Origin of the sequence: Hymenobacter sp. DG01, from assembly GCF_006352025.1 — a bacterium.
Lineage (GTDB): Bacteria > Bacteroidota > Bacteroidia > Cytophagales > Hymenobacteraceae > Hymenobacter.
The window spans coordinates 3,156,968-3,169,245 of sequence record NZ_CP040936.1 but is presented as its reverse complement, the minus strand read 5'-3'; the positions used below and the strand labels follow the sequence as shown (position 1 = coordinate 3,169,245).

12 protein-coding genes are annotated in these 12,278 nt (G+C 60.6%); 4 read left to right on the top strand and 8 right to left on the bottom strand.

Annotated elements, in window-relative coordinates:
* Nucleotides 1–22 precede the first annotated feature (22 nt).
* A complete protein-coding gene (locus FGZ14_RS13460; protein WP_139924756.1) occupies nucleotides 23–925 on the bottom strand; it encodes a carboxypeptidase-like regulatory domain-containing protein in 903 nt (300 codons plus the stop codon).
* Between the two features lie 227 nt (nucleotides 926–1,152).
* On the opposite strand from FGZ14_RS13460, the gene FGZ14_RS13455 reads away from it, so the two are divergent.
* Nucleotides 1,153–1,419, top strand: coding sequence for a FeoA family protein (locus FGZ14_RS13455; RefSeq protein ID WP_139924755.1), 267 nt, complete (start codon nucleotides 1,153–1,155; stop codon nucleotides 1,417–1,419).
* 9 nt (nucleotides 1,420–1,428) lie between these two features.
* Nucleotides 1,429–3,612 (top strand): ferrous iron transport protein B, encoded by a 2,184-nt coding sequence (gene feoB / locus FGZ14_RS13450; protein WP_139924754.1) that lies wholly within the window; start codon nucleotides 1,429–1,431, stop codon nucleotides 3,610–3,612.
* A gap of 65 nt (nucleotides 3,613–3,677) precedes the next feature.
* Here feoB and FGZ14_RS13445 read toward each other — a convergent pair whose 3' ends face one another.
* The 7 genes from FGZ14_RS13445 to FGZ14_RS13415 form a co-directional block, all read right to left on the bottom strand.
* Nucleotides 3,678–4,385 (bottom strand): SAM-dependent methyltransferase, encoded by a 708-nt coding sequence (locus FGZ14_RS13445; RefSeq protein ID WP_139924753.1) that lies wholly within the window; start codon nucleotides 4,383–4,385, stop codon nucleotides 3,678–3,680.
* Nucleotides 4,386–4,396: 11 nt separating this feature from the next.
* Nucleotides 4,397–5,176 (bottom strand): alpha/beta fold hydrolase, encoded by a 780-nt coding sequence (locus FGZ14_RS13440; RefSeq protein WP_139924752.1) that lies wholly within the window; start codon nucleotides 5,174–5,176, stop codon nucleotides 4,397–4,399.
* Nucleotides 5,177–5,222: 46 nt separating this feature from the next.
* Nucleotides 5,223–7,133: an ATP-binding protein gene (locus FGZ14_RS13435; protein WP_139924751.1), complete on the bottom strand. Its 1,911-nt coding sequence runs from the start codon at nucleotides 7,131–7,133 to the stop codon at nucleotides 5,223–5,225.
* Between the two features lie 179 nt (nucleotides 7,134–7,312).
* Nucleotides 7,313–7,906, bottom strand: a complete 594-nt coding sequence (locus tag FGZ14_RS13430; RefSeq protein ID WP_139924750.1) for a hypothetical protein — start codon at nucleotides 7,904–7,906, stop codon at nucleotides 7,313–7,315.
* A 12-nt stretch (nucleotides 7,907–7,918) separates the two neighbouring features.
* The gene (gene selD / locus FGZ14_RS13425) at nucleotides 7,919–8,977 is read right to left on the bottom strand and encodes a selenide, water dikinase SelD (RefSeq protein WP_139924749.1); all 1,059 of its coding nucleotides are present in this window, start codon (nucleotides 8,975–8,977) and stop codon (nucleotides 7,919–7,921) included.
* Nucleotides 8,978–9,013: 36 nt separating this feature from the next.
* Nucleotides 9,014–10,078 carry a tRNA 2-selenouridine(34) synthase MnmH gene (gene mnmH, locus FGZ14_RS13420; protein WP_139924748.1) on the bottom strand — a complete coding sequence of 355 codons (1,065 nt, stop codon included), beginning with the start codon at nucleotides 10,076–10,078 and terminating at the stop codon, nucleotides 9,014–9,016.
* Nucleotides 10,079–10,140: 62 nt separating this feature from the next.
* A complete protein-coding gene (locus FGZ14_RS13415; RefSeq protein WP_139924747.1) occupies nucleotides 10,141–10,854 on the bottom strand; it encodes a pyridoxine 5'-phosphate synthase in 714 nt (237 codons plus the stop codon).
* A 291-nt stretch (nucleotides 10,855–11,145) separates the two neighbouring features.
* Here FGZ14_RS13415 and FGZ14_RS13410 point away from each other — a divergent pair, with 291 nt between their 5' ends.
* A complete protein-coding gene (locus FGZ14_RS13410) occupies nucleotides 11,146–11,610 on the top strand; it encodes a GatB/YqeY domain-containing protein (RefSeq protein ID WP_139924746.1) in 465 nt (154 codons plus the stop codon).
* Nucleotides 11,611–11,712: 102 nt separating this feature from the next.
* On the top strand, nucleotides 11,713–12,234 hold the full coding sequence (locus FGZ14_RS13405) for a CvpA family protein (RefSeq protein WP_139924745.1): 522 nt from the start codon (nucleotides 11,713–11,715) through the stop codon (nucleotides 12,232–12,234).
* Nucleotides 12,235–12,278: the final 44 nt, after the last annotated feature.

Genomic DNA, 12,278 nt, shown 5'->3' with positions numbered 1-12,278 from the left:
TTAATCAGCGACAATCTGCAGTTTAGTCTTTAATCTGATCCACCTCGGCCCGGATCATGGCGTTGTAGCGCTGGCCGTTGTTGGCCAGGGTAATCAGGCTCCAGCCCCGGCCGATGGTGTAGTTCCAGGTACGGCTTTCCTTGAACTCGAAAGTTGGGCGCAGAATCTGGCCGTAGGGCGTGTAGTTGTCCATGAAGTTGGTGGTGTAGAACTTGTCGCCGCTCACAATCCACTCCATGGCCACGAAGAAGCCTTCCGTCGGGGCTTCAATGTTGTACTGGGTCAGGTCAATAGTGTACCACTCGCCGCCTTTCGGCGCCGATACTACGATGTTTTCGGTTAGCAGGTCGGTGTTGGGCGAGTTGTAGTTGCCGTCAGCCTTGTAGAGACGCACCCGGAAAGGCTCCCGCGGAAAACCGTTTTCACCGATGTAGAACGATACCGAGCGCACGTTACCCAGCTTCTTGCCTTTGTCGTTTTTCACGAAGAAGGCGTACTGGCTGCCCGGCATGCCCTGGATCATGCCTTCGCCCGGCGTGCTCGACTTCGAGCCCAGGTCCAGGTTTTTGATCTTGGCGCTGCTGACCACTTTTACTTCCTTCAGGGCAATAGCACGCTTGGGAACCTCAATGATCATGTCCTGGATTTTGATACCGGGCTTGATCAGCACTGCCCGGTGGAAGTAGCCGAGCGCTACCACTACCAGCGAGTCCTGGGGGTTTTTCTCGGGCATGGCAATCTGGAAGTAGCCGTACTCGTTGGTCAGGGCACCGGTTTGTTCTTCCTTCAGGCCGATGGAGGCGAAGGGAATAGGCTCCTTGGTCTTTTCATCGACGACGCGGCCCGAGATTTTGTTCTCCTGAGCGAAGCTCAGTGCCGGCAGAAGCAAAGCAAAGAAGAGAAGGGAAAGTACGCGTTGAAGCATATGCAGACAGTATATGGATATGCCAAAATTACAATGAATCTGGGCATTACATGCAAGTACTCTGAGAATATTTATACCAATGCAATTTGTCTTCGGAATAATTACAAATCAGACAATTATGCGTTGGGTAGGAGCAACAAAATGTCGCGCCCAAGCGAAAAGCTGGTTTTGGCCGAAACCTAAAAGGGTGGTACCTTTGTTTGAAGTAAATCTAAATAACTCCACCCGTGTCGAAGCGTTCCACTCTTACCCCGTCGCCGGCCGCGCCCCGCAGCGTGACAGACCTCCAACTGGGGGAGAGCGGCACCATCTGCTGCCTGAAAGACCCCGAAATGGCTCTGAAGCTGTTGGAGATGGGGTGTATTCCGGGTACGCAGGTTCGGCTCAACAGCCGGGCGCCGTTGGGTTGCCCCATCACGGTGGTGGTAGGCGACATGGCAGACTACACGTTGTCGTTGCGGGTAAGTGAGGCGGCAACTATTCTCTTGAAATAACCAGCGTACATGGCAGGCGGGCAATTACTTTCCGGCCGGGCCGGCGTGGGGGTATCGGCAGCCCAACTGGAAAGAAGTGCCCTGCGCCATCCTGGCCCGCTGACCCGCATTGCGCTGGTTGGCAACCCCAACTCGGGTAAATCCTCGCTGTTCAACCAACTCACGGGCCTTAACCAGAAGGTAGGCAACTTCCCGGGCGTGACGGTGGACCGCAAAACGGGCATCAGCCAGCTGACTTCCCAGCACCGGGCCGAAATTATTGACCTGCCTGGTACGTACTCGCTCTACCCCAAGAGCCTCGATGAGAAGGTCATCACTGATCTGTTCTATGACCAGAGCAGTGACCAGTACCCCGACTTTGTGGTGGTAACGGCCGACGCGAGCAACCTGCGCCGCAACCTGCTGCTGTTTACCCAGCTAGCCGATATGGGCTTGCCTACGGTGCTGGCCCTGAACATGATGGATGTGGCTGAGCAGCACGGCGTCCGGATTGATGTGGCCACGTTGCAGGAGGAGTTGGGTGTGCCCATCATCCCGATGAACGCCCGGAAGGGGGTAGGCATTGCCGCCCTTAAAATAGTGATGGCGCAAACCCTGGATGCGCCCGCTACTCGGTTCTACGTGCCTGATGAGGAGCTGCTGCCCATGATCCGGCAGATCCGCTACTACTTTAACCTGCACAACGATTACCTGGCCCTGCATTACGCCCACCAGTACCGGCACATCAGCTTCCTGAGCCCCGACGACCGGGCCTATATTCAGGAGCTGACGGAGCAGTACGGCTTTGAGCCCACGGCGCGGCAGGCCCAGGAAACCATCGACCGGTACCAGCGCATCAACGAGATTCTGCTCAACTGCGTGTCGGTGACGCGCACGGAGAAAAACGAGCCCTACAGCAACCGCCTCGACCGGGTGCTGACCCATAAGGTGTGGGGCTACCTGATTTTTCTGGCTGTGCTGTTTCTGCTGTTCCAGGCAGTGTTTGAGCTGGCCAGCTACCCCATGGAGGTGATTGACTCTGGCGTGGCCTGGCTGAACGGCACCATCCAGGACCACCTTCACGGCCCACTGATTGACTTGCTGACGGAAGGCATTCTGGCCGGCTTGGGCGGGGTGCTAATTTTCATTCCGCAGATTGCCCTGCTGTTTGCCTTTATTGCCGTGCTGGAAGAAACCGGCTACATGGCCCGCGTTACGTTCATGATGGACCGCATCATGCGCAAGTTTGGGCTGAACGGCAAAAGCGTGGTGCCCCTGATTTCGGGCATGGCCTGCGCTGTGCCGGCCATCATGAGCGCGCGCACCATTGAGAACCGCAAAGACCGGCTCATCACCATCTTCGTGACGCCATTGATGTCGTGCTCGGCCCGCATTCCGGTGTACACGGTGCTCATTGGACTGGTAGTGCCTGACCAGACGGTGCTGGGCATTTTTAACCTGCGTGGCGTGGCCCTGATGGGCTTGTACCTACTCGGGTTCGTGTCGGCCGTGGGCTCGGCGTGGGCCATGAAGCTGCTGATGCGCACCAAAGACCGGAGCTACTTTATCATGGAGTTTCCGGTGTACCGCTGGCCGCGCTGGAAGAACGTGGGCCTCACCATTCTGGAAAAGGTGAAAGCCTTCGTATTTCAGGCGGGTAAGGTTATTCTGGCTATTTCCGTGATTTTGTGGGTGCTGGCTTCCTACGGCCCTTCCGGCGCTATGGAGCAGGCCGAGCGTACGGCGCGCACCACCGCCGCCACCCAGGCCCTACCCCCCGCTGAAACCGAAAGCCTCGTTGCCTCGCAAAAGCTGGAAAGCTCGTACGCGGGCCGTTTCGGGCACTTCATCGAGCCGGCTATCCGCCCATTGGGCTTCGACTGGAAAATCGGTATTTCCCTACTTACCTCCTTTGCCGCCCGCGAAGTGTTCGTGGGCACTATCAGCACAATTTACAGCGTTGGACAGGATGCTACCGAACTCACAGTGCAGCAGAAGCTGGCCACGGAAAAAGATGAAAACGGGCAGCCGTTTTTCACGCCGGCCCGCGCCTTCTCGTTGCTGGTGTTCTATGTGTTTGCCATGCAGTGCATGAGCACGCTGGCTGCCACCTACCGCGAAACAAAAGGCTGGAAGTGGCCCCTGCTCCAGATGTTTTACATGACGGGACTGGCCTACGTTTCCTCCCTGCTGGTGTACCAACTCCTGAAATAAGCTTTGCTCAAAACAGAAAAGGCCCGCTGAACTCAGTTCAGCGGGCCTTTTCTGTTTTGGTTGATCTAGTGGCCAATCAGGAAAACCGCGGGCTGCTTATGAATGTCGGGTAGAGCAGCTTTCTTCCAGCCGGCTATGGTATCCGTGCGCACAAACTCGTTTTCGGCGGTGAGGCTGGCGGCTACGCATAGCCGCGTGCCGGGGTGCAGGGTCTGGAGCAAATCTTCCAGCAGCGGTAGGTTACGGTAGGGCGTTTCGATGAACAACTGGGTCTGGTGCTGCTGCAGGGCCTGCTGCTCCAGCTTCTTGAGGGCAGCCACCCGCTTGGCCCGCTCAATGGGCAAATACCCATGAAAAGCAAAGCTCTGTCCGTTCATACCCGAAGCCATCAGGGCCAGCAGGAGAGAGGAAGGCCCCACCAGTGGCACCACCCGAATACCCAATTGGTGGGCCCGCCGGGCCAGCTCAGCGCCTGGGTCGGCAATGCCGGGGCAGCCCGCCTCAGAAATAACCCCGGCGTGCTGGCCGGCCGCTACCGGGGCCAGGGCCGCCTGAATCTGAGCTTCGGTGCTGTCCTTGTCGATGACGCTGACGCGCAGCTCCTCAATTACCTGCTGCGGGGCCACGCTCTTGATGAAGCGCCGCGCCGTACGGGCGTTTTCTACCAAGAAATACGACAGACCAGCTACCTGGGCCGCCACCTGCGGGGGTAGCACCTGGGCCGCCGTGTCCTCGGCCAGCACGGTAGGAATGAGGTAGAGTGTGCCTTTCACGTGCCTGCCGCTTATTGTTCAATGAAGGCCTTCACCAACCCGAAAACTTCCTCCGGCTTTTCGGCGTGCACCCAGTGGCCCGCGTCCACTACGGTCTCTACCTGCGAGTTCGGGAACAGCGTTGGGATGCCGTAGAGCTTGTCCTCGGTAGTCACGTAGTCCGATTTGCCGCCCCGGATAAATAGGGTTGGCTTCAGGAAGGGTTGCTCGGCGCTAATTTCGGCCCCGATGTCCTCCATTTCGGCGGTCAGCACCGCCAGATTGGGGCGCCAGGCAAAGGAGTTGTCGTCGCGGCGGTAGAGGTTTTTAAGCAGAAACTGGCGCACATCTACCTGCCGGATGTACTGAGCTAAAGCTTCGTCAGCCTGCTGACGGTTTTCCAGGGCGGCCAAGGGCACGGCGTTCAGGCCGGCCACAATTTCATCCTGGTGGCGCATGTCGGAAAAGCGCGGGGCAATGTCCACCACCACGAGTTTGCCCAGCTGCTGGGGGTAGTCGAGGGCGAAGCGCATGGCCACCTTGCCGCCCATGCTGTGGCCCATCAGGGTCGTATCAGGGCCGAGCTGGAGCTGGTTGAACAGGCCCAGCACATCCTGGCTCATGAGGGCGTAGGTGTGCTCCGGGGCGTGGGGCGAGCGGCCGTGGTTGCGTAAATCGACCACAATAACGCGGTGGCCGGCCTCGGCCCAGCGCCGGGCCAGCGTCTGCCAGTTGTCGAGGGTGCCAAACAGGCCGTGCAGGATAACCAGCGGGGCGCCCTGCCCCATTTCGCGAAAGTGAAGTTGCAGCATAACCCTGCAAAGATGCAGACTTTGCCAGTAGGAACGCGTGCCGGACTTACCCGCCGGTGCGGGCCGCTGGCAGGGTAATAGCCACCGTAGTTCCCTGCCCGGGCGTGCTCCGGATGTCGAGGCTACCCCCTTGCCGCTGCATAAAGGCCCGGCACAGCAGCAGGCCCAGGCCCGTGCCGGAGCGGGGACCACGCCGGAGCGGAGCACTGGGGCCGGCATCTGTAAGCAGGGATGCCACTTGGGAGGCTTCCATGCCGGGGCCCGTATCGGTCACGCTCAGGCGCACGCCGGAGCCCGGCAGCGCCTCCGCCGACAAGCAGATGGTGCCGCCCGCCGGGGTGAACTTCAGGGCATTGCCCACCAGGTTGCGCAGCACCGTTTGAGTCATGTGAGCATCGGCCCACACGGCCAGATCCTGCGCTGCATCAAACTCCAGCGTTATCTGCTTGGCCTCGGCTGTGTTAGCGTACAACTGCCCTGTCTGGCTGAACAGAGCATCTATAGGCAGGCGCTCGGGCCGGAAGGCCAGCTCCCCGGTCTGGCTTACGGCCCAGTTCAACAGGTTGTCGAGCAGGTGGTTGAGCTGGTGGGCTGATTGCCGTACCAAATCCGGGAGCCGGCGCAGGCCCTGCTCGTCGCCACGCTTGAGGTAGAAGTCAATCAGCTCCGTAACGCCCGCGAAGGAGGTAACCGGACCGCGCAGGTCGTGGGCCACAATGGCGTACAGACGGTCTTTGGAGGCGGCCAGCTGGCGGAGCTCCCGTGAGGCCTCTTCCAGAAACCGGTGGTTGGCCGCTAGGGCCGCCCGGCTCCGGCGGAGCTTTACATAGAGCAGGCCTACCCCGCCCAGGCCCAGCAACAGCGCCGCAATGGTGCCCCACAAGGCGCGGGTGCGCTGCTGGGCGCTACGGCTGCGCTCCATAAGCTGCCGGATCTGACTTTCCTTTTCGGCGGTTTCAAAGCGGGTTTGCAGGGCCGTGAGGGTTTGCACGCGGGAGCGGCTGTTCAGGCTGTCATTCAGGTCCCGAAAGCGGCTCTGCCACTCAAATGCCTGCTCAAACCGGTTCCGGCTGGCGTTGATTTCGGCCATTAAGTTGTAGGCATCCAGCACGCGCTCCTGGTAGTTGATGCGGCGGGCCAGCCCCAGGGCCCGGCGCGTGAGCTCCTCGGCCTCGTCCAGCTCGCCTTTTACTAGCAGCACCGTAGCCAGCAGCTCTAGGTGTCCGGCTTCGAAGCGGTGGTGGTTCAGGGTTTCTACCAGGGTTACGGCTTGGCGCAACAGCCCCTCGGCCGTTTCCAGCTGATCCATCTGCAGGTAAAAGGAGCCCAGATCGGCCAAGTAGAGCGACTCGCCGGCCCGGTCGCCGGTACGGCGGGACAGTTGCAGGGCTCGCCGGATAAATACCAGTCCCTCGGGCCGTCGGCGCAGGTAAAAGTACAGGTTGCCCAAGTTGCCGAACAGCATGAGTTGGGTGCGTACCCGTACGCCCGGCTCATAGGCCAGCTCCAGGGCCCGGCGGTAGTTGAGCAAGGCCGCGGCCGTATCATTCCGCTCGTGGTACACCCCGCCCATGCTGGCATAGCTGCGCACAATGCCGTCAGGGTCATTGAGCTGGCGGGCCAGCCGCAGGGCTTCCTGCTGCAGCTGAAGGGCATACGGACCATCGGCCAGGTTGGCGTAGCAGCTGCCCAGGTTGAGCAGGCCCCGCAGCAGGCCGCGCTGGTCCTGAATGCTGCGGGCCAGGGCCACGCTTTGCTCGCCGTAGCGCAATGCTCGGGTGGGAGCGTTATCGTGCAGCTCGTAGCACAGGGCATTAAGCAGCCGCACCCGGCCGGTATCGGAGGGTTGAGCGCGTAACTGACGCAGCAGGTTCGTTTCCGGAGCAGTCTGGGCTACTACTGTCGTACACGTACATGCAACGCAAAGCAGAAAAAAACTAAAAAATAGACGCTGCATCAGCAACGGTAGGCAATAGGATGGCTGGAGTTCCAAGCTGGACTTCCACTAGAAAGGGCGGCAATTAGACTTCGTAATATAGAAGGGTTGCTATGAAATATAACGTTGTAAGCAATTGAATTCGGGTACCGTTCAGGTTCTGTCTCAGAAGCTTGACGGGGTCCGGTGGGGTAGCAGACTCAGGCCCAGCAAAACCAGCGCTGCTTTCTTTCCAGGGGTGTATTGCGCAAAAACTCTGTCACCGGCTCCAGGTTGGTCAGCAGAGAAGTGAGCGTAAGTACCTCGCCGGTTTGCAGGTGCAGCTTCAGGTACGTGTAGCGGCTCCAGAACAACCGGTCCGACTGGCAGGTAACGCGCTCTACCCGCGTGATGTCTTTCTTCCCGAATGGAATCCTGACCCGGCCTTCGTACACCTCCAGCACATTCTGCTTCGGGTCGAACACGAGGGTAGTGTGCAGGTTGCGGGCGTAGTACTGGCTATGCAGCAGAAAGGCCGGCAGCGAAAACCCTAGCACCACCGCCGCTATGGCCGTCAGCAGCACCAGTTCGAAGGTAGAGAGGGTACCCAGGTAAAAGAAGGAAACCAGAAACGGCATGCCCACCCCCAGGCACAGCAGCGGCCAGAACAGCAGGGCCAACTGGCGCAGAAAAGTGGGCCGGTACACCCGGCTGTTACGGGTAAAAAAGTTGGTAATAATCCGGAGGCCTACGGCCATCAGGGTAATAGCGGCCGCTGCCTCCAGCAGCGGCCGCAGAAAGGGTAGCAGCTTCATGCCCGGGCCAGCCTACCGGACCTGAATCCAGGGCTCACCGGCCGTGTGCTCGCGCAACTGTCCGAAAGGATCCAGCGCGAGGCCATGCCCGGCAAAAATGGCCTGCACGGCCGCCCGGCCCGCAGGTTCCACGCACACTAGCAGGCCCCCGGAGGTCTGAGGGTCGCAGAGCCACTGGCGCTGCTCTTCGGTAAGCTCTCCTATTTTGTGACCGTACGAGTCCCAGTTGCGTACCGTACCCCCCGGAATCGACTTCTGGGCGCGGTATTGCTCGGCTTCAGGCAGCCGTGGCACTTTGCTGAATTCCACTTCGGCCGTGAGGTTGCTACCCTCGCACACTTCGGCAAGGTGCCCCAGCAGCCCGAAGCCCGTTACATCGGTCATGGCGCGCACGGCAGCCAGCTTGCCCAGGGCTTCACCTATTTTGTTGAGCTGCATCATGCTGTGCGGGGCAATCTGCTCGTGCTCCGGCTGCAGGATGCCGCGCTTCTGGGCCGTGGTAAGCATGCCTACCCCCAGTGGCTTGGTTAGGTACAGCTCGCAGCCGGCCGTGGCGGTGTCATTCTGTTTCAGGTTGTTGATGTCGAGCAGGCCCGTCACGGCCAGTCCAAAAATCGGCTCCGGCGAGTCGATGCTGTGCCCCCCAGCCAGCGGAATGCCGGCTTCGGCACAGATGCTGCGGCTGCCCTCAATTACGCGGCGGGCCACTTCGGGCGCCAGCTTATCAATGGGCCAGCCCAGCACGGCAATAGCCATGACCGGGCGCCCGCCCATGGCGTACACATCGGAAATAGCATTGGCCGAGGCAATGCGCCCAAAATCGTAGGCATCATCCACGATGGGCATAAAGAAGTCGGTGGTGCTGATCAGGGCCTGGCCGCCGCCAATGTCGTACACGGCTGCGTCGTCGCGGGAGGAGTTGCCTACCAGCAGCTTGTCGTGGTGAGGCTGCGGAATACTGGTGTGCAGGATCTGGTCGAGGACCTTGGGCGCAATTTTGCAGCCGCAGCCCGCGCCGTGGCTGTACTGGGTCAGGCGGATGTGGTCGGTGGTTTCGGGGGCAAGGGCCATGGCAGAGAGGATGCGGATGAATAAATAAGCAACGGGCTAGGCGCCGGGGTTAGGGTTAGCCGGGCCGGAGGGGGTAGGGGAGAGCAGGCCGGCCTCTGTAGCCGCGCGTCGTACCAGCTCGGCATTTACCAGCGGGTCGGCGGTTTCGGAGGTTACGCGCACTACCCGTCGGCCTTCCAGGCCGTGGCTGTACGTACGGTCATAATAATCGAGCACGATGCTCACCATTTTCTCCATGTCGTCCTCGCCAATAGCGGCCAGGGCCTCCTTGGTAGCCAGTCCGCCCAGGCGCTTCCTGATTTTGAGGATGCTGGCGGCCAGGGCGGCCGGGTCGTGGCGGCCGTACTCCTCGGCCAGCTTGCGCACCCGCACCGTACGCGGAATTTCCAGCACGAGCAGGGGGGCGGCATGGAGCTGCGCGAACAACGGCGGGGGCACATGCACACTCCCGATGGTGCGGCTTTCATCTTCAACCCAGGTAGGCGTTGCCGTAGGCAGCGTTGCCAGCATGGCGGCCAGATCGTTCTCGAACTGCTCCTGCGTGGGCTGGGCCGGCAGGCCAATGCTGCCGAAGGCGGAGCCTTTATGACTGGCCAGCCCTTCCAGATCCAGCACGGGCTGCCCGGCAGCGGCCAGCGCCTGCAACACATCGGTTTTGCCCGAGCCGGTAAGGCCGCCCAATACCAGCAACGCGCGGGCCTTGCCAAACTCTTGCAACACCCACTGCCGGTAGTCTTTGTAGCCTTTGTTTAAGAGCTGCACCTGAAACCCGGCCAACTCCAGCAGCCACAGTACGGCACCGCTCCGCATACCGCCCCGCCAGCAGTGCAGGCGCACCTGCTTGTGCGGAGCCAGCTTCTGGGCCAGCTTTACCATCTGGCTCATGCGGGGACCAAAGAAATCAAGCCCGAGCAGCACGGCTTTCTCCTGGCTCATTTGCTTGTAGGTAGTGCCGATGCGGGCCCGCTCCTCGTCCGAGAACAGCGGAAAGCTCAGGGCCCCGGGAATATGTCCCTGGGTGTACTCCACCGGGGCGCGCACATCCAGAATGGGCACTTCGGCGGGGCCTTGCAGGAAATCAGGCAGTGAAAGACGAGGCATAGCAAAGAAGACCAACCCAGGAGTTGGGCATAGGAAAAGGGGTAGGGAGAGGTAGCGCCGGACTACTGCAACTGCCGCCGGTAGAGCTGGATGGTATTTTCCAGCCCCATATACAAGGCGTCGCAGATTAGAGCATGACCAATACTAACCTCTGCCAGGCCCGGCAGGTTCTGGTGCAGGTAAGCTAAATTGTCCAGATCCAGGTCGTGGCCGGCATTGAGGCCCAGGCCTAGCTGCTGAGCTACTTCAGCGGCCTCCCGATAGGCCCGGATAGCATGCTCCCGGTCGGCGTGGTAGCGGCGGGCGTAGTCTTCGGTGTAAAGCTCAATCCGGTCGGTGCCGGTGCTGGCGGCGGCTCGTACCAACTCTGGCACGGGGTCCAGGAAAATGCTGACGCGGGCACCCAGGCTTTTCAAATCGGCCACTACGTCCTGTAGGTACTCCTGGTGGCGGACGGTGTCCCAGCCGGCGTTGGACGTAATAGCATCGGGGGCGTCGGGAACCAGGGTAACCTGCTCGGGGCGCACTTCGCGCACTAACTCCAGAAAATCGGGGGTAGGGTTGCCTTCTACATTCAGCTCCGTGGTTACGATGCGCTTCAGGTCGCGCACGTCCTGGTAGCGGATGTGGCGCTCATCGGGGCGGGGGTGTACCGTAATGCCCTGGGCTCCAAACCGCTCACAGTCGCGGGCGGCCTGCAGCAGGTCGGGGCGGTTGTGGCCGCGGGCGTTCCGTAGGGTGGCTATCTTGTTGATGTTTACGCTAAGCTTTGTCATCTTCGGGACGATCTGAAGGGGGAACTAGGTAGTCAAAGATACAACCTCAAACAGGCTGGCTCCCTTTCCGGTTGCTACCCTGGCCCGGCCAGGGCGGTTTGCGCTCATCTGGTGCCGGGTGGGTATGCGGTTGGGGCTGAACCGTGGCCCGTATAAGCTGTTACCCAAATCACCCGGCTACGCTCCGGCCGGCGGCCCTGACCTGGTCTCGCTGGCCGGAGCATACACTCCGCAGCGGCTCTGGTATCAGGAATAAGCCGTAATCTTGCACCTCCATTATCCCCCCTAGCTATGGCTCTCAAAGAAACCATCGACGCAGATATCAAAAAGGCCATGCTGGCCAAAGACAAAGTGCGCCTCACGGCCCTGCGCAGCATTAAGTCGCAGATTCTGCTGGCCGAAACGGCCGAAGGGCAGCACGGCGCCGCCCTCACCCCCGATGCCGAGATGAAGCTGCTGACCAAAGCCGCCAAGCAGCGCCGCGAGGCCGCCGAAACGTACCAGAAACAGTTCCGCTCCGATCTAGAAGAAGTGGAGCTGGCCGAGCTGGCGATTATTGAAGAGTACCTGCCCCAGCAGCTTTCCGAAGCTGACCTGGTAGAGAAGCTGGTTGCCATTATCCAGCGGGTAGGCGCTACCGGCCCCTCCGACCTGGGCAAGGTAATGGGGGTAGCCGCCCGCGAGCTGGCCGGCCAGGCCGATGGCCGTCAGATTTCTCAGGTAGTCAACAACCTGCTCAACAACACAAATGTGTAAATGAGGCTCAGGGGCTTAGGAATGCGGTTGGCGTTCTGCTAAACAAGACACAGCAGAGCGTTGGAACAAAGTCCCCGAGCCTCTAAGTCCCTTCCTTCTGTCATGTCCGGCTTCGATATTCTGCTGCTTATTCCGCTGGGCATTGGGGCGGTGCAGGGCTACCGGCGCGGCTTGCTGCTGGAGGTGGCCTCGTTGCTGGCACTGGTGCTGGGCGTAATAGGTGGGCTGGCCCTGCTCAATGACGCCATTCCGCTGGTACGGAACTACGTGGGCGAGGCCTTTGGCTTGCTGCCGCTGGTGTCATTTGTGCTGGTATTTGCTGCTATTGGCTGGGGAGTACACCTGCTTAGCCGCTTTATCCGGACGGCGGTGCACCTTACCCCGCTCGGCATGCTCGACAGTCTGGGAGGAGCCGTTAGCGGGGTGCTGAAGTGGGTGCTGGGCCTGAGCCTGCTGTTGCATGGTATTGGCCTGGCCGGGCTACAGCTTATTTCGCCCCAGCTGGTAGCCGAGTCGCAGGTGTTGCCCATAGTCCGGGAAGCTACGCCGCTGGCCCTGAGCCTGGTCGGCTTTGTGCTGCCCTTCGCCGGTACCCTGCTCGATAAGCTCCGGGAAGTGTTTTAGCCCGAGGCCCGGTTGCTGGGCTCCAGGGGGCCGGCACTGTGAAT